General features: G+C 36.0%; 18 protein-coding genes, 1 rRNA gene and 1 pseudogene. 8 read left to right on the forward strand and 12 right to left on the reverse strand.

All coding sequences use genetic code 11. From position 1 onward, the window contains the following. The first annotated feature begins 1,064 nt into the window (after nucleotides 1–1,064). Nucleotides 1,065–1,179: ribosomal RNA gene (gene rrf / locus ACFIN0_RS05500) — 5S ribosomal RNA — on the forward strand. Between the two features lie 409 nt (nucleotides 1,180–1,588). Here the strand turns inward: rrf and ACFIN0_RS05505 are convergent. The 7 genes from ACFIN0_RS05505 to parA form a co-directional block, all read right to left on the reverse strand. Continuing rightward, entirely contained in the window at nucleotides 1,589–1,993 is a 405-nt protein-coding gene (locus ACFIN0_RS05505) for a flagellar protein FlgN (protein ID WP_375607272.1), read from the reverse strand. Nucleotides 1,994–4,759: 2,766 nt separating this feature from the next. Then, nucleotides 4,760–4,933 (reverse strand): hypothetical protein, encoded by a 174-nt coding sequence (locus tag ACFIN0_RS05510; RefSeq protein WP_375702088.1) that lies wholly within the window; start codon nucleotides 4,931–4,933, stop codon nucleotides 4,760–4,762. Nucleotides 4,934–5,873: 940 nt separating this feature from the next. Continuing rightward, nucleotides 5,874–6,092: an EexN family lipoprotein gene (locus ACFIN0_RS05515; RefSeq protein ID WP_375702089.1), complete on the reverse strand. Its 219-nt coding sequence runs from the start codon at nucleotides 6,090–6,092 to the stop codon at nucleotides 5,874–5,876. A 44-nt stretch (nucleotides 6,093–6,136) separates the two neighbouring features. Further along, a complete protein-coding gene (locus ACFIN0_RS05520) occupies nucleotides 6,137–6,349 on the reverse strand; it encodes an EexN family lipoprotein (RefSeq protein ID WP_375621543.1) in 213 nt (70 codons plus the stop codon). Between the two features lie 3 nt (nucleotides 6,350–6,352). Continuing rightward, nucleotides 6,353–6,619, reverse strand: coding sequence for an EexN family lipoprotein (locus ACFIN0_RS05525; RefSeq protein WP_375607268.1), 267 nt, complete (start codon nucleotides 6,617–6,619; stop codon nucleotides 6,353–6,355). 1,095 nt (nucleotides 6,620–7,714) lie between these two features. Then, nucleotides 7,715–7,945, reverse strand: coding sequence for a plasmid partition protein ParG (locus ACFIN0_RS05530; protein ID WP_375613561.1), 231 nt, complete (start codon nucleotides 7,943–7,945; stop codon nucleotides 7,715–7,717). Continuing rightward, complete coding sequence (gene parA, locus ACFIN0_RS05535; RefSeq protein ID WP_375702090.1) at nucleotides 7,942–8,571, reverse strand: ParA family partition ATPase; 630 nt, start codon at nucleotides 8,569–8,571, stop codon at nucleotides 7,942–7,944. Before parA ends, ACFIN0_RS05530 begins: the two co-directional genes overlap by 4 nt. 1,005 nt (nucleotides 8,572–9,576) lie before the next feature. On the opposite strand from parA, the gene ACFIN0_RS05540 reads away from it, so the two are divergent. After that, a complete protein-coding gene (locus tag ACFIN0_RS05540; RefSeq protein WP_375610590.1) occupies nucleotides 9,577–9,906 on the forward strand; it encodes a TIGR01244 family sulfur transferase in 330 nt (109 codons plus the stop codon). Between the two features lie 2,118 nt (nucleotides 9,907–12,024). Here the strand turns inward: ACFIN0_RS05540 and ACFIN0_RS05545 are convergent. Continuing rightward, on the reverse strand, nucleotides 12,025–13,026 hold the full coding sequence (locus tag ACFIN0_RS05545; protein ID WP_375702091.1) for a bifunctional riboflavin kinase/FAD synthetase: 1,002 nt from the start codon (nucleotides 13,024–13,026) through the stop codon (nucleotides 12,025–12,027). Further along, a complete protein-coding gene (locus ACFIN0_RS05550) occupies nucleotides 13,026–13,871 on the reverse strand; it encodes a TIGR01459 family HAD-type hydrolase (protein WP_375632877.1) in 846 nt (281 codons plus the stop codon). Before ACFIN0_RS05550 ends, ACFIN0_RS05545 begins: the two co-directional genes overlap by 1 nt. A 1,182-nt stretch (nucleotides 13,872–15,053) precedes the next feature. Here ACFIN0_RS05550 and ACFIN0_RS05555 point away from each other — a divergent pair. Further along, the gene (locus ACFIN0_RS05555) at nucleotides 15,054–15,413 is read left to right on the forward strand and encodes a helix-turn-helix domain-containing protein (protein ID WP_375702092.1); all 360 of its coding nucleotides are present in this window, start codon (nucleotides 15,054–15,056) and stop codon (nucleotides 15,411–15,413) included. A 382-nt stretch (nucleotides 15,414–15,795) separates the two neighbouring features. Here ACFIN0_RS05555 and ACFIN0_RS05560 read toward each other — a convergent pair. The 3 genes and pseudogenes from ACFIN0_RS05560 to ACFIN0_RS05570 form a co-directional block, all read right to left on the reverse strand. Then, a pseudogene (locus ACFIN0_RS05560) lies at nucleotides 15,796–16,186 on the reverse strand (integrase); the annotation flags it as partial. Nucleotides 16,187–16,652: 466 nt separating this feature from the next. Next, nucleotides 16,653–16,889 (reverse strand): EexN family lipoprotein, encoded by a 237-nt coding sequence (locus tag ACFIN0_RS05565; RefSeq protein WP_375607261.1) that lies wholly within the window; start codon nucleotides 16,887–16,889, stop codon nucleotides 16,653–16,655. Between the two features lie 1,031 nt (nucleotides 16,890–17,920). Further along, nucleotides 17,921–18,646: a hypothetical protein gene (locus ACFIN0_RS05570; RefSeq protein ID WP_375695838.1), complete on the reverse strand. Its 726-nt coding sequence runs from the start codon at nucleotides 18,644–18,646 to the stop codon at nucleotides 17,921–17,923. A gap of 398 nt (nucleotides 18,647–19,044) precedes the next feature. On the opposite strand from ACFIN0_RS05570, the gene ACFIN0_RS05575 reads away from it, so the two are divergent. The 5 genes from ACFIN0_RS05575 to ACFIN0_RS05595 are packed head-to-tail and all read left to right on the forward strand — an operon-like array spanning nucleotide 19,045 to nucleotide 23,506. Then, nucleotides 19,045–19,365 carry a TrbC/VirB2 family protein gene (locus ACFIN0_RS05575; RefSeq protein ID WP_375696961.1) on the forward strand — a complete coding sequence of 107 codons (321 nt, stop codon included), beginning with the start codon at nucleotides 19,045–19,047 and terminating at the stop codon, nucleotides 19,363–19,365. Next, entirely contained in the window at nucleotides 19,366–19,674 is a 309-nt protein-coding gene (locus tag ACFIN0_RS05580; RefSeq protein ID WP_212112790.1) for a type IV secretion system protein VirB3, read from the forward strand. 22 nt (nucleotides 19,675–19,696) lie between these two features. Next, nucleotides 19,697–22,051, forward strand: coding sequence for a VirB4 family type IV secretion/conjugal transfer ATPase (locus ACFIN0_RS05585; protein WP_375702112.1), 2,355 nt, complete (start codon nucleotides 19,697–19,699; stop codon nucleotides 22,049–22,051). Then, nucleotides 22,048–22,533 (forward strand): type IV secretion system protein VirB5, encoded by a 486-nt coding sequence (locus tag ACFIN0_RS05590; RefSeq protein WP_375615252.1) that lies wholly within the window; start codon nucleotides 22,048–22,050, stop codon nucleotides 22,531–22,533. Before ACFIN0_RS05585 ends, ACFIN0_RS05590 begins: the two co-directional genes overlap by 4 nt. Beyond that, entirely contained in the window at nucleotides 22,520–23,506 is a 987-nt protein-coding gene (locus tag ACFIN0_RS05595) for a type IV secretion system protein (protein WP_375607256.1), read from the forward strand. The genes ACFIN0_RS05590 and ACFIN0_RS05595 overlap by 14 nt, the downstream gene beginning before the upstream one ends. Nucleotides 23,507–23,661: the final 155 nt, after the last annotated feature.

Genomic DNA, 23,661 nt, shown 5'->3' on the forward strand with positions numbered 1-23,661 from the left:
GCACCTTCTTCGCTGTAGACGCTCCATTTATTTTAGATGATGTGCATTTAATATACCTGCTATAAAGACTAGTATCTGGTATAAATTCTTAAAGGCATGTTTTTCCTCTAAAATCTCAATGCTACAGCAGCTCCATTATAAGACAAGATATTGATTTATAAAGACAATTAATTGTTTTCCATGTTAAATGAGAAACCAGAATATCGTTAGATTCTTTCATTTTAGACCTGTTCCATGTTGAAGCAACAAAAACCATATTTCTTACAAGTGACAAGAGGGAAGAGCCATGGGGATAAAAAACTATTAAGAAAAGATTAAAAATGCCTCTAATGAACTATCTCAAGTGCCAAGGGCTGTAGCAACATTGGGATCAAACAAAAAATATGACAGTGTTGAAAAATATAACAATATCAACTTGCTCTTTTATTAAGCATAAAGATGGTCGCGCCCTATAGATTTTATATTATTTCCATGGGAACTTTCTTATTATACCATTCACAAGCACCGTTGCATCAAAGATGTCGTTGCACTGCCCCACAAACACCATCACGAAATAGACTTGAGAGCTTAGATATCTCTTTAAAACAAGGCCGTGAATTAGGAATAACAAATCCATTCTATTTTGAGTATTTTGTTGAGTATGAAAGCCATCCCCCCAGTAAAAAACACAATAAAAAAAGCGTGAAACAATGTGTAATCTTCATTATTTAACAGATAGTGCTTTAGATACTTTTGAAAGACATAAGCTAAATTAAAGGACAGTGGTACAAAGGGAAGCTGATTTCTACCCTCTTTATTCTTTCCCAATAAGATCACCTCCCCATTTCAAATATTACGCCAACAAAGGTATCGCACTATATTCACTCAAATCTGGATGCTCTCTCCAATCTGGTATACAAAAACTAAAAACAGCAGAAGAGAATATTAAACCGCTTTAATTTTTGTCTCAAACATATAGATTTAAGCAACTAACCGCTTCATATCACCACACTTCAAAGGACAATACTTCATGAAGCTTAGGCAATATTCATCACATACTCTTCATCATTCATGCTTTTTGCTGACTTGGTGGTTATAGCAGAGTGAACGCACCCGATCCCATCACGAACTCGGCCGTGAAACGCTCCAGCGCTGATAATATTTTACCTTAAGGCAAGGGAGAGTAAGTCGCCGCCAGATCTGCTAAATGCATGCAAAAGACCAATGTATAAACCTTACATTACCACAGCCCCAAGGAAGCTGTTTTTAAGGCATCACAGGCTGGTCTAAATATTCTCTTGATCGCCTCTCTCCCCCTAAACTAAAAAATGAAGCTCCCTATTAACTCAGTCTGCAAACAATGCTCTGTAAATAATCCGCCTTCTCTGAGTTCTCTTCCGGCCAGCTTCTCACCGCATGCGGTTCACATCACGATACCTTTAAAAATACTGTTTTAAGAACAGCGTTTTACAGTACATCAGGATAATAATTTAAATACCAAAATGCGCTTAAAACAAGTCTATTCACTAAACGCACTATTTATCCAAATCAACTGCCCCACCTAATCATTGTCATTAGTTAGAACAGCCCGTATTAATCAGATTTGAATTTATTCCTCTATTTCTTTTGCACGTCCAGATAGTTGTATAGCTTTAGAAAGATCATTAACTGCATTTAAATGTGTTTGAAGTAATTCACTATTACGCTGTAATTTTTCTTGTAAATCAGACAACAAACTTTCAACCTCATGCTCAATATCTTGATTCATGTAGCGCTTCACATCACTCATGGATTTATTAAGATCACGCAAACCACGTATTTTACGCAAATTTATTTCTTCGTAATCTGGAACACCACTGCTCTCTAGCATATTGCTTTCATAATCAACAACTTGAGCTAATCCTTTAACAGCAGCAACAAATTTTGTCATCGCCCAATCACGATCAATAAGGTTGTTATCAAGAACTTTTGCTTTTGCCGCAAAACTATCATCACCATATTGCACTACAGACATTTTTACTTCCCCTTCAACACTATTGTTCAATCTTACTTTCAAATGAGGGAGATTAAACAGGTTCTCTTCAATGCTGATACACTCAACCAAGCTCGTAATCGAACATTGCTACAACAGCACGACAATCCTTCAAAGTGTATACCACTTCAACTTTTAACGCGTTCTCTCAAATATTTTTTCTTTGCTCCAAAACCATCATTGTGGCTATACTAATCCATCAAAACGCTATAAACTCAAACCTTACAGCAATATCGAAACTTCCATATTTGCTCTGTCTATTTCGCCTTGCCGATTTTATCTTTGCCGATTTTATCACGAGCTCATCTTCAATAGAAAATAACAATGCTAGAAAATAACAATGCTTTCACGAGAACTTCAGCCACCACGAGAACTTCAGCCACAAAAATATCTGCCGACAAAAAACCGCAGTCTATCTTGCAGCATATAAAGACTTAAGCCCATCAAAAATTTCAGCATTTTACTGATAGAAGCACTTTACCCTCCATAACCTCATGGCTCTCTCTGCACTTAAACTTGTACACCTTCTGGCACCCCATAAGATGGCGCCCGACAAGATCAGTTTGCACCCATTCAAAAGGACACCCCCCTCTCCCATACTCTTTCTGCACACATGCAGTATTTTGCATAAAACACAAAAAGAATGCTCTTTTGAACAGATCAGCCATACAGCAATATAAAAAAAGACACCTTAAAATAGCTAAACAGCCATCAATCTTCCTTTTTTAAATTATCATTCGCTTTTCTTTGCAATAAACGACTATATAAGATTTTTTGAACCTTTTCAAGAGTTTCTTAGCCAATCAGTTCGATACGTCTTCAATCGCATATTCACGCGCTTGTTTTAAAGAAATATCTCTTAAGTGCACCCAAGCCTATTTAGCACCGCGGCCCATGAATGGTACAATGATAAATCTTCCATGACATGTATAAAATCCATTGAGCACTTTCCATCTTTACGCTTAATAAAAGAAGCAAGCCAGCACCATCACATATTTTTCTAACCCCTTATGTTCTGATACCCTTGGCACTTGAGACGGTTCATAAAGCGTGGCCTTTCTTGTATAATTTCTCTGCGCATGGGCGCTCCCTGCTTGTAACTGCAAAAGACGTTGTTTTGGTTAATTCACCACGAAACAGATTTGGAATAAAAAAAATTCCAGTATTCAGGGATCTAATTCAAGTTGAATAACGATAGATTATCATCTATAAATCAAAATATTATCCAATGCATAATGCTTAACGCTCCCCCCATTGATATTTTCAGAATTTTCACAGCATCTTCTTACAGATTATTTCATTCCATAACACAGTTTGCTCTTAATATCGCGACTTTACATGTGCTACTGGTATAAAAACAGAGAAACAATCATTTTATAATCAAGGTACAATTTTTGTTTACGATCTTTCTCTCGTTTTCAACCTTTTAAATGCAGCTCTTCTCTTTCATAATCATCACATTTCAAATCTATTCCATGTTGAATAAATTAAAATCACTTGCTTGCACATCACAAACAACGCCTTGATGTGTTGATAAAATACGCTGAAAGAAAAATGCCTCTTATGAACCTTAGCAAATGCCCAGAACTATAATAAACATTGGAAGCAAGCATACGATAATTGTGACTTGCTCTTTCATAAGTATAAAAATGATAGCATTCTATAAATTTTTATATTATTCAAATTTTATATTATTTCACGAGAGCTTTACTGTTATACTATTCACATTTACCGTTATACCATTTACGAGTGTCATCGTAAAATGTCTGTCGTGTGCGTTGAGAGATGTTTCTTTAAAACAAGTACATAAATATGCAATACAAATATACAACATAAGTATATTTCGTTTGGAGCGTTCTTTACTTTTGTGCAAAATATGCCCCATTAGAGCAGCATTAACCAATCTTGCTATGAGATAAACGATCAGAAAACATTTTTGTCTTCCGCCGCTCACCTTAAAGAACCAAGATCTTAACTCAATCGGCTCTGTACGCAGTCCGAATTTTTGTCAAACGCTCTTCTCTTGACTTTCCCCTCATCTGATTCACTTAAACGAAAGGCTCAACAAATAAACCTACGAATATTCATCGTACACTAAAAAATACTTAAACGTTCCAAGAAAACTTATATGTCTTATATTACCGTTATAAATGACAGTGCTTTATAGCATAACAGGATAAAAAAAGTTTCCAGAAACACAAAACTTACAAAATCAATCAATAGTCCTTTTAAAGCTTTCTTTTTTAGTATTCACAATACTCCAACTCCTTAAGCTTTTATAAAAAAAGGAACAATTTTAAGCTTGCCGAATATGTTGTATCAGCATATATTACAGATTGTAACATATTGTTATTCATAAAATCACCTCAAAAAGAACAGAAAGAGGTTTTTATGGCTGATCTCGTAAAAGCCGCTATGCTTTATTCAACCTTGATTATCACCATCAATGCTTTTGTTGTTATTTTAATTCTCGTAATAGAAATATACTAATACTCTCTTGGCTTTTTATAATCTGTGCAAATGAGCATCTTAATTTCACATAAGAGCAAAGCAAAATTTTAATTCTACAGATAAACCACACACCCAACTTCAAACATCGCTTGCAACTATTTGAGGGTAAACTCTGCTTTTTGTATGCATTTTTAACCATCATTGTCCGTCTTTTCACGCTATCTTGAATCTCAACTTCATTCCCAGCTTAAAAAACGAAATTTTCTACCAGATCCGATCTGTAAATAATTTGTCTCCTTATTGAGTAAGTTCCCTTTTCTTCCCCCCTTCAGGGCATATCACAATCCTAAAGGATAATATTTCATGAAGCTTATGATAAATCCATTGAACACCATCTTTACCCTTATGAGAAAATAAACCAGCAGCATCAAACACTTTTCCAGCCCCAAATGTTGCAACAACCTTTAGCACTTGAGATCGTTTATAAGAGGCATTTTTACTTCTTTCTCCAACAGTTTTTATCTACACGGCTCTCCATGCTTGTACCATGCAAGAAGATGGTTTTAATTAATTCAATCGAGAACAGATTTGGAATAAGAGAAGCTTACGTTATTCGAGATCCTTATTTAACATAATAATAATTAAGTTATTTTTATAAATCAAAGTGTTATTTATAAAAACATTTATCACACACTCAAGAACAAAAAACACCTCATACGTAAAGTTTTATATGAGCTCCACTGCTCAACATGATAATATAACGACACAATTAAGATAAAAAAATAATAAGGAAAGACCTTGCAAACTCAGAAAAGAGAGGAGAAAAATGAAAAGATGTGGAGAGCGCTCAATTCCTCACACATCCGGCAAAACCGTCCTAGCAAAACAGCCTCACAACTTAACTAATGTTATAATATTCTCAAATCAAAAGCAATTTTTTTAAAATAGTTTGAGAAAAACATTTGAGTATGAAACGATAATAATTCCATTCAGAATGTTTTTCTCTTTATTAAAACAGAGAAAAGTAATTTCCAAACAAATGTTTCCTCCGAATTTTTCCGAAATTAGCCGCAACGCTTAAAGACGATCTTAGTGTTATGAAACATTTATTTGTGATAAACGCAAAAAAACACCCCAAAGATAAATTTAATCTCATATTTTAAATACATGTAACCAAAACATTAAAAAATTAGCAGTAACACGTAACAACTCATTGGGAGGCAATACTATCTACAATTGAAAGCACTTTTGGGCTTAACAATGACAGTATAGCATCCGTTTATACAAAGAGTACTAAGCGTAAAAGACTAATTCTTGAAGCCATAAAAAGACTCTCTAAAAGTTAGAGATAGCCTGAAAACGCAATAGAATCAATAACTAAACAATTCTTTATTTATTGAACTGTATGTTTTTAATTAATGCCAAACATAAGTTCCATATATGCTTGTCTGACATGTTGGCAATTTTTAGATTTCTCCATAGAAGATTGATCCAGCTTTTCACATTTTTTTGCCCACTCTTCGAGTAATGTTTTATCTTTCTTAAATTCCGCTACGCTATAAGTTTTTTCACAACCAGAAACAACAAGTCCAGTACAAACCAGCAATGCTGTAATAATGGCTTTATTCATCAATAAATTCCCCTTTTTCAAATTTACAAAGTTTAGGACACAATTTAGGGCCTTAAAAAAAGTTCTACATATGCTTGTCGAAGGTTTTTACAATTTTGAGAGGATTTGAGCGGTGAATCATCGTTCTCACATTTCTTTGCCCATTCCTCGTATAATTTTTCATTTGTTTTAAATTCTTTTACACTATAAGTTTTTTCACAACCAGTAACAGCAAGTCCAGTACAAAGCAGCAATGCTGTAATAATGACTTTATTCATGATTTAATTCCCTTCTTTTTTATCTTCAGTTTTTTCTTGGTCGTCCTTTCCAGAGCCGAAAATTCCCCATTTTTTACGAGTTTCTAATTCAGCTTGTTCTGCGTTTTTACAATTTTTTGAATCAAAACTTCCTGCAATAAAACATTTCTCTAACCACTGATTGAGTAATTTGGGATCTTTCTTAAACTCTGCTACGCTATAAGTTTTTTCACAACCAGCAACGACAAATCCCACGCAAAGCAGTAGCGCTGTTATAATGATCTTGTTCATGATTTAACCCCTCTCTTTGTTTTATATTTTATTAACAATATCTTTGGGTTCACATCCCCTCCTATATTGTGACCTTGCGTCTAACTTTCCTTTGCAAATACGTACACTTCCAACGCAAACATATTAAATCATGAAAACTGCTTTCATTTATCAGACTTGCATTTGTAACATTATCTGCACGGCTGCTCTTTGTATTTGAAGTGTTAAAACTTCAGCAAAAATTCTGATATCTTGACATTCTCAAAAAGCTTTTTAATCATTTCTTTTCCTTCAAGAACCTCTTGGTAACGAGAACAGTACGAATATCTTACCCAAAATTCGTTATGCCTATACCCATTGCAAATTCCCTGCAAACGAAAGAATACACCTTTTAATCAACTAATTGCGCTCTTATCATTTCTAAACCACCGGAAAAGAAAGCTTTAAGTCCCCCCCTGCACTTTTTAAAAGCCAATAGAAATGCTAAAAAAGCAATCTTATACATTCCAATTGAAGAAAAAAGCCTATTGCCTTGCATATCATGACGAATGGCATTAACTATTTAAGACTATAAAATCATATAAATGTAAGAAATATTGTCTATAGTATACTCAATGACTTCTTTTGTTTATTAGGAAAAATTATAGCGCGTCAATATCAGTAAATTTTACTTATTTTTATCCCCCCCCTTTATAAACATGAATATAATTTAATAAAATGTATTGCTGCATAACAGAAAAAAATAATCAACGCTACTCTTAATTACATTATTACATTATTTACCCATGTATTAAGTAAAATAAACAAAAATAACCTGATGTTTAAAATCATTATCAAGATAATTTTTATGGAAGAATAAACTTATCTATTCATCTAGAGATATAAGATAATAAGTAGTATGATGATTATCACATTTATAGGGAAAAGTTTGAAATGGAGAATTTTTCGCAAACACATAGCTCTTTCATAAGATGATACAGAACCTTATGAAAAACAACTTAAATGAAGCAACCATCGTGAAAAAGGAAGAGCGCTTTTATTATTAACTTCGTATAAAAACAATCGATATCATCTCTAGAAAAAGCACTCAAACCAACGAAATTATCGTATCATTTTTTACACTTTTCCGTATTTTTGTGAAAGCAATTCGCGGACCTCATCAGCGATTTTAGTTCCACGACTTGCACAACTGACCTTAATCAACCGATGCAAACTTTCTGGTATATCAATCGTGAGGCGCTTCATACCTCCACTCATGCTCCCTTTGTGGCTTCCTATCCATGCATCCGCTGTTAAAGGAATTGATTTATTGGTTGGTTTTGTGCCAATTTTAATTTTTTTACTCATCGTGCTAACTCCTTGATTTCCGCTGCAACCGCTTCAATCTCTGCCGCTGCGGGTCCTTGCTTATCAACTTCATAAACGGCCTTCCCCTGTGCTGCTGCTTCTGCAAAAATCACGCGCTGCGCAACACTAGAAGAAAGAACATGCACGTGGTATATGCCAAGAGCTTCGTTCACATCACGCCCTATCGCTGTATTGACGATTTTACGATTAATGACAAAAGCAGATTTAAGATTTTCTTTATAAACACGTGCTTCATCAATCAGCTTTACAATTCCATCCGCTGCCCAAATATCATAGGGACTAGGCAAAACAGGGATAAGCACCAAATCCGAAGCCATAAGAGCACTACGAGCAAGATCAGTTACACGCGGAGGGCCATCGATAATAATATGATCATAACCATGACCAATCTGTGTAATCTCTTTGTGAACCGTTGCACGCGGTAAACCAATAACCGAAAACAAAGGTGCATCTTCACGCGCAGCAGCCCAATCCAATGCGCTTCCCTGTGGATCAACATCAATAAGCAATACACGTGCACCAGTACGTGCAAAACTGGCGGCAAGATTAACACTCAACGTCGTTTTTCCGACACCTCCCTTTTGATTCAAAAGTCCAATGATCATCCATTACGCCTTTCAGTATTATCGTTTTTACGATAATACTGAAAATAACAAAAGAAGCAAGCATTCAACACATGAAAAACAACTACTTCTCCCATTTTTAGGATAAAAACGACACCACCCAATTTTATCTTTATAATATTCTTTTAACTTTTAGCATTGAGCGAAATATTATAAAAATAATATTCTTGAGGATAAGAAAAATTTAAACACGAAACACGCTCTTCTTCCCCACCCTAAAACAAAGATTTTTAAATCCATGTCGATCTGTAAACAATGCTCTGTAAATGATCCAGCTTCTTATTTTGCACCGGCCTTTTGGGATTCTCCCTTCATGCAATCCACTTAATGCAACTCTACAAACAAGCTCCACTCTGAATATACAACAAACTATAAGGAGAATTCATTGTTTTGCACGTTGAATGAGAGAGCCGAAATCAGGAAGATTCTCTCATTTCATGCCTCTTATATTAAATTAATCAAAATCATATCTCTTGTACGTACAATCAGGGCTGGCGTGTGGGTAAAAACTGTACAAGAAAGGATTTAAAATGCTTCTTATGCAGAATCTCCAAGTACCAAGAACTATTACAATATTGGAGGTTGGCAAATATAACAATGGTACCGACTTCCTTCTTCATAAGCGTAAAAAGGGTGGTGATCCATGAATTTTATACTCTTTGACGCTCGACAGAGTAAAATGGGCTTAAGAGAAATAAGGGTACCTCTAGCAAGCGCGTAAACAAACAACACAATGAAATGTCTATGCTGAGTAAACACTATAGATTATCCATAAAGACCAAACATCCGTCTTTTATAAGATCGCATAACGAACATGTTGCGGAATGAGATATTTTGCATCTTACAGCTCATTTTTCCCAAATAGATCTTCTCGACAAAAAGAATATTTTTGTTAAGATGCCAGTGAAAAACTTACCTTCATTATGTTCTTTCTATATATTAGACTAGAGGGTATCGTGAAGATCGTGCAATTGAGAATAAATAAAAATGAATTTACAACAAATTGAACCTGATATTTTTATCAGCGCCCAACTTAGCATAGAAAATATCAAAACATTGGCACAAGCTGGTTTTAAAACAATTATCTGTAACCGCCCCGATCACGAAGAGCTCCATCAACCTGACTTTTCTAGCATTAAAACGGTCGCAAATGAATATGGCATAAAAGCCTATCACATTCCCATTTCTCCTCCAACTATAGAAAAGTCAGCTGTTGAAGCCATGCAAACAATTTTAAAAACAGCCTCTCTGCCTCTTCTTGCCTATTGTCATCACGGATCACGCTCGCTGCATCTTTATCGTTTAGCGCGTCTTTAAACAGAGGGGTTGCACACTTCCGCCTCGCCTTAAAAGACGAAGATTCTTAAATATACATCGATCTGTAAAAAAATAATCAGTCAATAATCTTTGTCTTGCACCTTTCCACTCAGGCTTCACATTTCATAAAACTCTCTGAGCAAGCTTTGCTCCTCAATATACAACAAGCATGCACACCCGAAGCCATAAAAATGCATGAAAATTCATATGATGATCAAAGAAAATTATTTTCACCTCACTTTTTATCACTGCTCCACCTTCTTTTTCTCTTCCTTTACCAATACGAACTCATTCGTACGCCACAGACACCTAAAATGACAGTAAAACCACTAAGAAAACCCTATATTCCGAATAAAAGGCGTGCAGAGTATTTTATAAAAAAAGTCGTAAGCCATAATCTATGGTTAACTACAACATATTGATTTATAACAATTAATTATTTTGCACGTTGAGTGATAAATCCTAATACCGTAAGATTCTCTCAAGTCTATTTATAGTGAATCAATCAAAAGCGTGTTTCTTGCATGTCACAAGCAAGAAATATTCGTGTGAAATAAAACGAGTTAAGAACAAACTCTCATAAACGCTCTCAAATAGCTAAGACTGTACAACACTAAAGGCTTGTCAATATAACTGATGATGTCGGATTCTCTTTTATTAGGCATAAAGATGATAGCGCTCAACGAAACTTGCATGATACCATTCATGAGAGCCATCATGAAAATGAATATGAGAAGCGTTGAGAGATATTTCTTTAAAAGAAGCGCATAAATTAGTAAAACAAGGACATTCCAGCATTTTATTTTACCTGTGGGATCTGATATCCTATTCAAAGAACAACAAAAGCCTGAAGCTGTTATTTTCATGATTTAAGAGATATTGCTCTGGACACTTTTGAAAGTAGCAAAGCCAAATTTAAAAAAGACAGTCATCTGGACTGATTTTCCCTTGATAACTTTATATTTTTTTTCCAATAAGGCTGTAAACCGATTTCAGAGATTACGCAAATGGATAATGCAATAGAGCTCTCCTCATCTAGCATACAAAAGCTGTAACAGTAGAAAGAGCATTAAAGCGCCTTAATTTTTATCTCAAACATATTGCTGCATTGGGGATCGCTAAAGAAAAAGTTTTATGAGAAAAATAATACGATAAAGTCATGAATAGACCGAACATAGACTGGAAAGATGTTCTAACTTTTATCCAATACTTCTACCAAAAAACAACAAAACATTATTGGCTTTGTGTTTTCATATCCTTACAAGACTGTCTTTCCTTTGCATTATAGGCCTTACCTTTGTGAAGGACAAAGGAAATATATGGATAGTTCTTAGCTTGAGAATCTAAAAGATTGACATATTACGACAACAAAATTGTACCTTTATCCATCAAAAGCATTAGAAATTTTGAAACAAATATACCTGCTTTCTCGCAATGATTTCTTTTGTCTGTAATCAATCGCGGTCTCCTGAATGTGTATTCCCTATCACAACATATGAGAGAAACGAGACTTAAAGCCTTTCTCATCGGCTTCATTCTCATTGACGCGATTGGTTAACACGAAAGCCGCTGCTGACCACTAATCTTCTTCACAAGACTCGACAAACAAAACTTTTGTAAAAATATTCATTACATAATACAAAATATCACATGCGTAAGGTTACACGAACCACCTCTCATCATAAACGATGATACGGCATAAATGACATAATAAAACAAATTAGAAAAAAGAAACAATAAACTTTTAAAATAAAAAAAGTCATCAATTAAATTTTATCAAACTATAAGCTTAAAATAGCAAGAAATTTTAAAAACAGCATTTCTCCCTTTTCATATTTATTATCATTGCCCAATACTCTTGGTACTTATTCATTTACTACATCTTGCATCATGGATTTTAACGAATCAGAAAGAAACAAGCAGTAAACCTTTGAATGATAACAAAAGCCATAAAATTAACTTTGAAAAAGATAATGCCTAAATCAGATCTTCAGATATTCGATTCTCCCTCTCAACAACGGAAAAAACATATATTCCACGACGTTTTGGAATATATCTTTGTGATTATAATCACTTTAAGTGCTATTTTTACGGCTCTTCTCTCTTTTTCAGATCAGTTTAGGACATATTTTTAAAAGTAAGCAGTCTGTCCAACGTTGATAATGGTTGTACTGTCTTTAAAATTTCTTTTGCTTTCTTTTCATCACGGTGCATTTGTGCAATCAAAGGTTCAAGCCCATCAAATTTTTCTTGTCCGCGCAAAAATTGAAAAAAAGAAACGGTACAGCTTTCCCCATAAAGGTCGTCGTTAAAGTCAAACAAATAGGTTTCCAAAAGGGGCGCCCCATCCTTAACAACCGTTGGACGACAACCAAAGCTTGCAACACCATCATACAAAACACCGTTCGCACGACGCAAACGTACCGCATAAACACCATGTGCCAAACGAACTTGGGGAGGCAACATTTGATTAGCGGTAGGAAATCCCAAAAGACGTCCAAGTTTTTCACCTTGAATAATATTGGAGCGTATCCGATAGTGATACCCTAACAAATGGGCTGCTTTGTCCACTTCCCCTTGTGAGAGAAGTTGCCGAATAAAACTTGAGGAAATAATCAAAGATTGTGATTCTTGAGGACGAGCAACGCAAGGAACTTGCACAACCTCAAATCCATATTTCTCTCCCCTTTGGCAAAGAAGATGTACATTTCCACTTTTCTGATGACCAAATTGAAAATTTTCGCCTGTCACCACAACTGAAACATCAAAAACTTCCTTTAAAAACGACTTAATAAATTCGTCCGCTGAAAGAGCGGCAAACTGTGCATCAAAGGGCTGTTCAATCACACCATTAAAGCCAAGGGTTTTAAAAATTTCAGCTTTTTCAGCTGCCTCTGTCAAACGATAGACAGGAGCTGAATGTTGAAAAAAACTTCTTGGATGGGGTTCAAAAGTTAAAACAACAGCTGGTTTCTTTTTTATACGCGCGAAATCAAGTGCTTTTTGCAACACCACCTGATGCCCACAATGAACACCATCAAAATTTCCAAGTGCCAACACTGCTCCCCGCCAAGCCGAGGGAAACATATGAATTCCCTGAAGACGCAAAAAATTAGTCATTACTGAAGTGCCCACATGATTGCTTGTGGTTTATAACCATGATGTTCAAGAAAAGAATGCAAAGCTTGCTTATCAACCACACCCTTTTGCGTATAATCATAATGATGAATCCCCCCCATAATATAAAGGGCATCAAGACCAAAGTGAGCCGCCCCCTTAATATCCGTTAAAAGACCATCACCAATAGCTAAAACTTTACTTTTTTCTACTGTTCCCCGTATTTTTTGAAGTTTTTCAAAGGCACATTCATAAATAGGCGCGTGAGGTTTTCCAGCAATGCGCACTTCCCCCCCTAATTGTTGATAAAGACGAGCCAATGCACCAGCGCACCAAAATTCTTTATTTCCATAATGGACAATCACATCTGGGTTCGCACAAATAAAAGGTAAATTCCGCGACCGCATGCGACGAAACATCTCCTCATAAGCAGAGGGTTCTTCGTCAAAATCTTCAAGAAAACCGCTACAGACGACAACAGAAGCCTCCCATTCTTCAACAAATTCACACTCTAACCCTTCAAACAGCACCAAATCACGTTGTGAACCAATGAAAAAAACTTTACGTGGAGCAGTCTGAATGAGATCGCGCGTTACATCCCCTGAAGTGATAATGGCATCATAATAGTCGCTATGAACATTCATGCTTTGTAATTGAGCAGCAACATCTTCCCGTAGCCGAGGAGAATTAGTTAATAAAATGACAGTTTTTCCCATTTGTCGGATTTTATACAACGCCTTCAACGCTGGTTCAAATGCATGTACACCGTTATGCACAACACCCCACACATCACAAAAAACAGCATCATAATGCGCTATAATAGTCTCAATATGGGTAAGTTCATTCATGGAGCACCTATCTCTATTTGTCATTTAAAGCTGTCTTTTACTTCAAAACTACTTACCGAAAGATAATACTTGTGTCATCTGCTTTCTCAAACCATATCCCAACTTTTTATCGTCTATAGAGATCATAAGAAATGATAAAATAACTAAGTTATCATTAAGTTGTGCAAAATTCTAAAATGCTTGATAGCAAAAGCTTATCATTCCCCAATGCTCATTTTTCTCATAAAAATTTTAATTCTAACAACAACGACGTTGATAGAGTTTTTTATCTAAAATACTCAAATTCTTCACTGAGAAAATAAACGTATCCCCCTCTTAAAAACATGCATCATGAGAAAGCCCAATATATTTTCTCATTTCAAATTTGTTTATATTGAGTCAATCAAAACCTATTCGCTTACACATTATAAGCAGAGAGCGTACAGATAAAAACACGTGAAGAAAGAAAAAATAGCTCTTATGCTCCCTTTCAAGGCAAAAACTGTCGTAATATTTTGAACTGGCAGAGAGTATGTGCCGTCCGAGCATCTTTTTTTCAATATAGCTTTTATCCCATTCATAGAGGCTTTTACGCTATATACTTTACGAAGCGCCATTGTAAAATAGGCGCTAACATTGAGAAATATCTTCTAAAACAAACATGTGAATATACAACAATAAGATCTATAATGTTTTGAGTTTATTTTGCATGAGGGCTCTTTACTCATAAAAGCTTTCCCCTATCATCATGATATCTCAGACGCATCAAAACAAGTCATTTTGATTATTGGTTAAGGACAGCACCGTAAGCGGTGACTTGAGCTTAAAAACCAAGGTTTACCTTCGTAAAATGCATATCTGATGTCATGAGTTGAGTAAGCAAACCTTAAAACTTTGAAAGGCAAACAACCTCCTATTTAAAAAAATCTATCCGTCTCAAGAAAAACTATTTTTATTGCCAATCTCCTAAAATTACTTTATGAATCGAAAAATGTTTTGATCGCATACGTAACGATCAAAAGGGGTCTTGAAAACCCGAAACCCTAGCGTAAAAATAAACCCACTATGTGGGTATCCCGGAATTCCGGGAGATTTTGCTATGTCCAGGTGCTCCAAGCACTAAAAGCAAAATGCTGACTAGGGTTCAGTGTTTTCAAGCTCCCGGAATACCAATGCGAGGGCGCTCGCGCCTGGAGGGGGAAAATGCAAGCTCAAAATCTTAATATTGATCTTTTTGTAGGCAAAAAAGTTCGCTTTAGGCGAAAAGTGCTAAAAATGTCTCAAAAAACATTAGGGCATCATTTAGGTGTCACTTTCCAACAAATCCGGAAATATGAAAAAGGCTTAAATCGCGTGAGCGCAGGACGTTTAAAGGAAATTTCCGATATTTTGAATGTTCCACTTGCCTTTTTTTACACTGATATCATCAAAAAAGACAACACCCCGTACCATTATGATGAAATCGCCTCGAGCAAAGAGGAATATTTGCTTTTAAAAAGTTTTAGAGTCCTCACATCTGTCAAGCAGAAAGCGATTTTAAACTTAATTTGTGATCAAAATTAAAACGCTTTAAAAGCATAGCTATAAAGTGCTACACGCCCTATTCTTGGCTTTCTCCCCACACCTCAAGGGACGCTCCCTCCTCAAACCGGTTGATAAACGATCCGCCTTCTCAAAAATAACTCCTTCTCAGCTTCCAATTTCATAGGATTCCTTTCACAAAATTATATAAACAAGCCCTCCCTTGAATATTCATCACACTCTCTTATCAAAACAGCCTATGCATAAATTTTTGTGTCTTACATCACCATACCGCAAACAATAGTGTTTTACAGCACAATAGGACAAGCATTCATACGTATAAAGGGTAGCGCCCTCTTCGCTGTGGACACTCCATTAATTTTAAACGATGTGCATTTAATATACTTTCGTAAGATGCCTGCTTATAAAGGCATAAAGGTGAAAACCATTTACCATCTTTCCCATCTCCTTTTAATTCAGCTTTACGGCTTTCAAAAATACCCAAAGCAATATCTTTTAAATAATACAGATTGCTTATTGCCTCACGCTTTTGTTTATCGCGTTCTTTAATGGGGTAACAACCCTCACGTAAAATAGAACGCCACCCAATTTCCAATTCATAGACTTGTTTAAAAAAACATCTCTTAAAGTACCCAAGCCCACTTCGCGACAATGCCCATGAATGGTATAATGGTAAATTCATTGAGCACCCCCATCTTTACGCTTGTGGGGAAGCAACCCGGCACCATCACAAACTTTGCCAGCTCCCAATGTTGCAACAGCTCTTGGCACTTAAGACGATTCATAAGAACTATTTTTAGTCCTTTCTTATACAAATTCTATCCACATACTCACCCCGCTTGTGATATGCAAGAAAGTGATTTTGATTGCTTCAACATAAACAGGTTTGAAATGAGAGAATCTTACGATATTCGGGACTCTCACTCAACATACAAAACAGTAAATTATCATTATAAATGAATTTATTGTATAAAGACTTGGTATCATTATACATTCCTAAAAGCATATTCTTTCCTCTAAAGTCTCAATGCGATACCAATGCCATCATAAGACAACGCGATCCTATACTCTCGTGAGAATAATCCTCAATTTTACAAAGTTGAAACAAACAACATAATGACCAATACAATTTGAGGCAATTATCTAAAAAATGATAACGATTACTACCTATAAAAATTAAAGAAGCAATTATTCTTTGAATAGTAACTTCTTTATTGAGACATTAATATATCAAAATTTATTGTAGAGTGTATATTTCTATTAAAAGCCGTGTTCACGACCTGTAGAATCAAGCTTTGGCGAGAAAAATAGTTCATTATCTGCTTGGAGAACATTTTGACAATTTTTAGATTCCTGAACAGCTAGTCCTGAAAGAAAACATTTCTTTCCCCATTCTTCTCTTAATTTTGCATCTTTCTTAAAATCTTCCACACTATAAGTTTTTTCACATCCCACAACGAATAATAGAGCCATGCATAATAAAATAATTTTTTTCATTTTACCCCTCTTTAAAGAGCTTATTTGTTAACATCATCCCCTAAATGGATTTTTAATTTTCACACTGTATGAGAATACAGCCTTACTATTACTTGCTTGCTTTCACAGCAAATACTCTGAGTAAAATAACGCAAGAAGAGCTCACGACAACCATTGTATGAATTTGTCATAAATACCATGAGAAGGAAAAAGCCAAAACTGACCACAAATGATAAAATCAGAAAACGGACTAAAGCTTTTGTCCAACTAATTTCAAATATAGAGACTGTGATAAAAATTATCCCTATCCAGTAGGATAATCTATGAACATTATAATGGTTAGTATTGCGATCAATGAACTATGAGGCCATAATAAAAAAGTACGAGCCCCTTCTTTTACCTATTTATATTTTGGTCATTGTTCCCCATCGAAGGCCTAAATAGAAACGTTTTGTGATATATAGAAAACAATCAGCAATGCAAATTATTTTTACGAAGATTTCTTCGTGTAGAGTCTATTTGAAATCCATCCATCATTTGGAAGTCTGAATTTAAAAGCAGATAATTATGAAAGCTTTTCAAGGAATGCAACAGATTGATCACTTTTAAAGAAGTAAAAAACGTGATCCAATCCTGAAGACAAAATTCCGATGAAAAAACTTTTTCTATGAATTCTTTTAAGGCATTGTGAAAGATTTTATCCATTATATCAAACGTTACACCATTTGGAGATCTGTTTATTTTTTACTTTCATCAACACCGCTCTAGAAATCCGTTTCTTGAGCGTTTTTTATCGCCTCACTTTCTCCTTCAAACACAAATACTCAAAAATGCTTTGCCACCAACAATGACATTTTCCTGCTTTTATAAAACACATCAATAAGAGAAGCTATTTTAAGAGCAAATCTCTCTTCAACATGAATGTATCATCCATTTACTTCAAAAACGAAAATAATCTCACCGTTTATTCAAACTTGCTCTACGATTTGGTACAATTTTATTGATAAAGTTTTCTCTATAAAAATTTAAGTAAATATGTTCGTTAAAACCAATCATGGACTAGCAAAGGGGTTATAGGATCCATTATCTCGCCGCCATTTTAAAGGTTCAGTGAAATCACTCGACCAAAGACCAATCTTGTTGCCACGTGCTTTTTCTTCCGCATGATGATACTGGACTGGAATAGGATTTTTCCCCTCTTTTGAGAGTACCAACATACCTTCTGTAAGACCTGCCTCAGCTAAATCAACCCCTTGAACAAAACATTGCGCATAATAAACACCATTGTGCATCAAAGCCTGTTTACAGGATAAATCCTGCCCAAGTGTTTTGGTGACAAGCCAAGCCATTGTAACCACACCACAGGGCCATTCTTGATCATTTAATCTTGCTTTTTGACGGGGTGCACATGTGTCCACACCATAAAGATGAATATCACGGGAGATATGTGAGCGCCAAGATTGTGCAGCAGGCGTCAGTAATTTAAATGTAACCCCACTTGTAACAGAAGCCTTACCATGAAAAACAACAGCATTATTTGCAACATCATTTAATGAAACACTCTTCTGCAAATCGAGAGCTGGTTCATTTTTTTCTAATTGCTGTTTAGCGATAGGTCTACCCAACTTTTTTTCTTCTCGATAGAGATCGACAATATCTTGGATATCTTGCGTCTCAAATGTTTTAAGAATGCTGAAATCCATTTTATCTTTATATTGGCTTAATCCCCACACTGTGGCCCCCATAATGTAAATAATAACAATCAATTTAAATAGCATCTCTTAACACGCTCGCTCAAAAAATTCGTTTTTTTCCTATCATGTCAGATTATTGATCATAAATCCCCTTGTTTTTAAAGAAAAAATCCAAATATAAGTGTTGCAGATTAACTACATTTTGTAAAGAATGATATTCTTTCTTTCATTATTTTAATATTGTTATTTTTACCAATATACACAACTTAAAATTGCCATTTTCATATAACACAATCTCAATTTGAAAAGACTTCTGTCTCTTTACGAAGAAGAGCTGGAGAGTGAACAGATCCACGATCAAGGCTTTTAAAACAAACAAACGAGAAGAATTAAACTGTCATCAAATGACAACACTCTCCAGTTTGTTAGAGGCGATGGAATGTCGATATATGAACAAATATTATTTGTTAAAGAGAGGTAAAATGACAGATAATAGATTCCAAAACATCATTTTTATCGTGACCATGCTGTTTTTTACAGCATTGCTTGTATCAGATCTTTCTTATGCTGCTTCTTCTACTAATGGAGGTGGTTTCGGGAAGCTTGATGGTGTTTTAGACAACATTGTCACAATGATGACGGGTCCAACGGCAAGGCTTATTGCTATTATATGTGTTGCTGCTGTGGGGATTGGCTGGATGTACGGCTTTATTGATTTACGCAAAGCAGCTTACTGTGTTCTGGGGATTGCTATTGTTTTTGGTGCCCCCACTCTCGTCGGCAAATTAGCGGGCACAACATAAATGAACGAAGATACTCTTTTCCTTGCCTGTACGCGCCCGGCCATGTTTGCTGGTGTTACAATGGAAGCGATGGCGCTCAATGTTATGGCGACATCCATTCTTTTCATTTTGACCAGTGATTTTACCATGTTTGGTCTTGGGATTGGGATGCACTTTATTTTGCGAGAAGTGACAAAGTACGATCACAACCAATTTCGCGTATTATTTGCATGGCTCAATACCCGAGGAAAACAAAAAAACCTCAACCGATGGGGAGGAGGTTCAACCTCCCCTTTACGCCTTATCCGCACTTATAAGGAACTAAGCTGAAGGAACGAAACTGGTGAAACAGATGTCAATCATGAAACGGGAAACTTTGCCTGAAGAATATATTCCCTATATACGCTACATCAACCAACATGTCGTTGCTTTAAATTCACGCTGTTTAATGGTTGTGATGGCTGTTGAGGGTATAAATTTTGACACTGCGGATATTGATCAATTAAATTCTTTACACAACCAATTAAACACCCTTTTAAAAAATATCGCAGACGAACGGCTTGCTTTATATTCTCACATCATCCGCCGCCGTGAAACGATATACCCAGAAGGTCATTTTCTTTCATCTTTTGCAACAATATTAGATGAAAAATATAAAAAGAAGATGGTTTCGCAAGAACTGTATAGAAATGATCTATTTATTTCACTGCTTTGGAATCCGGCCGCGGATAAAACAGAAAAGCTGGTTTCATTTTTTCAGCGCTTGAGCAAAGCGAAGAAAACACAATCTGAACCCGATGAGGAAGCTATTCGTAAACTCGAAGAGTTAAGTCAAGATCTTATGCAAGGTTTGGAAGAGTATGAAGTCCGTCTACTATCAATCTATGAACATGAAGGACTTTTATTTGCCGAACAAAGTGAATTTCTCCATCAACTAGTGGGAGGAAGACGTGAGCGTATTCCTCTCACATTTGGAACTATTGCTTCAACAATTTACTCGGATCGTGTTATTTTTGGGAAAGAAATTATCGAAATTCGCCATGAAAGCAATGAACGCTTTGTGGGCATGTTTGGATGGAAAGAGTATCCTTCTAAAACACGCCCAGGTATGACTGATGGTCTGCTTACGGTGCCATTTGAATTCATTCTAACACAATCCTTTGTCTTTAAAAGTAAGGCAGCCGCCAGTGCGATTATGAGCCGCAAGCAAAATCAAATGATCAATGCAGCTGACCGTGCTAGCTCACAAATTGATGCATTGGATGAAGCGCTGGATGATTTAGAATCAAACCGTTTTGTTTTGGGAGAACACCACATTTCTTTAGCTGTTTTTGCTGATCATCCCAAAATATTGTCTGAAAACTTATCAAAAGCACGTTCCCATTTAACCAATGGGGGAGCCGTGATTGCCAGAGAAGATTTAGGATTGGAAGCAGCATGGTGGGCACAACTTCCTGGAAACTTTAGCTATCGTGCGCGTTCAGGCGCCATTACTAGCAGAAACTTTGCTGCTTTATCGCCCTTCCATTCTTTCCCTGTTGGCAAACTGAACGATAATGTTTGGGGAGCTGCTGTCGCATTGCTAAAAACACAGGCCGGTTCACCTTACTATTTTAATTTTCATTATGGCGATCTTGGAAACACATTTGTTTGTGGTCCATCGGGCTCTGGTAAAACAGTGATTGTTAATTTTCTTCTTGCACAATTACAAAAACACAATCCAACTATGGTTTTTTTTGATAAAGATCAAGGAGCAGAGATTTTTGTACGGGCTGGAGGTGGAAAATACAAACCTTTAAAGAATGGGCAGCCCACGGGTATTGCTCCCTTAAAGGGCATGGAATACACCGAAAAAAATAAAATCTTTCTTCGTAATTGGATCTTAAAGCTGGTGACCGCTGAAGGGCAAATCGTAACAGAAGAAGAGCGACAAGATATCGCCAAAGCCATTGATTCCTTGGAAAACTTACCCCCAACCCAGCGATCTCTTGGTGCCCTTCAACTGTTTTTTGATAACACATCCAAAGAAGGGATTGCCATACGGCTGCAACGTTGGATTAGAGGCAATGATTTAGGATGGGTTTTTGATAATGATCAAGATGATCTCAATTTAAATGCGCAGTTCATTGGATATGACATGACCGATTTCTTAGATAATGAAGAAATTCGGCGCCCCTTAATGATGTATCTCTTTCACCGCATTCTTGATTTGATTGATGGGCGACGTATCATTATCGTCATTGATGAATTCTGGAAAGCTTTAGAAGATGATTCATTTAAAGCTTTTGCGCAAGATCGGCTAAAAACAATTCGTAAACAAAATGGCATGATGCTCTTTGCAACACAAAGCCCTAAAGATGCTTTGAACTCAACAATCGCGCACACAATCATTGAGCAATGCCCCACCCAAATATTTTTTCCAAATCAAAAAGCAAATTACAATGATTATGTCGAAGCTTTCAAACTTACTGAGCGCGAATTTGAACTGATACAGTCAGAGTTAAGCAGAGAATCCCGTCGTTTTCTCATCAAACAAGGACAAAGTTCCGTCGTTGCAGAACTTAACTTACGTGGAATGAATGATGAGATCGCCGTTTTAAGCGGCACAACAAAAAACATTGAACTCATGAATGAAATTATCAACGAATATGGAGCTGACCCTGACAAATGGCTGCCCATATTTTATCAAAGGAGAAAAAATCAATGAAAAAATATGGCTTAGTTACACTGTTATCTTTTTCTTTTATTTCTCATGCAATATCACAAACGACACCCGATGTAGATGAATATTATAAACAAGCACTCGAGAACACACAAAAATTAAATGCTGCAAAATCAGAAACAGCTGAAACTATTTATAAAACAGCAACTGACACTGCAAAAAAAATCAAAGAAATAAGTCAACAACTTGAAAATATTAAATCAAAACCAGAAACAAAACCAGAAGAATTGCAAGCCCTTCGACAAGATCTTCAAGTAAAGCTTTCTCTTCTTCAAGCCGATCTTCAAGTGAATTCTTTAAAACTTCAGTCTCTTGATATGATTCAAGCAAGAGATACGAAAACAAAAGATGAATTACGTGAAGAAAAGGAACAACAAAAGCATAAATATCTTGAGGCACAATTAAAAGAAAAAGAAAAACAATTAAAAGAAAAACTTGAAAGTACGAGTACAAATGTCAGACTTTAGTTTTTCTCCCTTTGAAAGCGTTTCTGGGTATATTTTAAAACCCCTCGATAATGTGATGGACACAACGGTGAGTGGGCTATCTTCTGCTATTTCAGCGCCCTTAAATCTCGCTGCAATCATTTTTATCTTTCTTTATGGCTATAATGTTATGACAGGTCGCGTTGCGCTTTCCATGCATAGTCTTCTCAATAATGTTGTTAAAATCGTTGTTGTTACAACAATGGCAACGAATGCGGATATATTTAATACTTATGTCAAGGATATTTTCTTTAATGATTTATCCAATGCTATTGGGAATGCGCTTAACAGTAATCCTGCAAGCTCCAATGTTTTTGATTATATTTTGTTAAAGGCAAGTTCGCGTTATCAAGAAGTCTTATACAATGCTTGGTTTTTTGAAAAGATCATTGTGGGTCTTCTTGGTTCTATCATGCTTCTCGCAGTTATTCTTTTTTGTATAGGTGGTTTTATTGTGCAAATGTTTGCACAAGTTGCACTCGTCATGATTATAGGTCTTGGGCCTCTATTTATTAGTTTGTATTTGTTCAATGCAACGCGAAAATACTCCGATGCATGGATTACAACTTTGATCAATTTTACCATTTTACAAGTTCTCGTAATCATGCTTGGAACCATTATATGTCAAGTTATCCTACAGGTTCTCAAAGTTTCATATGAATCAATTTACGTTCTTTTTCCCCCTGTCATCGTCATTTCGATCATAGGAGTTATTATCTTCCGTGCGCTTCCTGGTATTGCAACAGCGCTGGCCTCTGGCGGACCATACTTTAACGCTGGTGTCTCTTCAGGAGGACAGATTTTTACAATGCTTTCAAATGGTGCAAGAGCGAGTGGCAATGCAGTAAAAAGTGCCACTTCACAAATCTCAGGAGCTGCTGGTAACGCTGTTAGAAGTGCGGCAGGGGCGGCCGCAAAAGCAGGTAAATCTGGAGGTGGACGTGGTCGATTTTAAGATAAAGCACCTCTTTAAAAGAATAAGAATTTTTGTTTTTTCCTTGTGTGCGCCAAAGGGTGCACACGCCATGATCCTGTTCCAGATAAGATCTAACACCTTGGGTCTAACAACAAAACCAATCGAAATCTTGCATCACATAAACTTGTAAAAAT

This window comes from Bartonella sp. AA89HNZF, from assembly GCF_042196905.1.
Taxonomy (GTDB): domain Bacteria; phylum Pseudomonadota; class Alphaproteobacteria; order Rhizobiales; family Rhizobiaceae; genus Bartonella.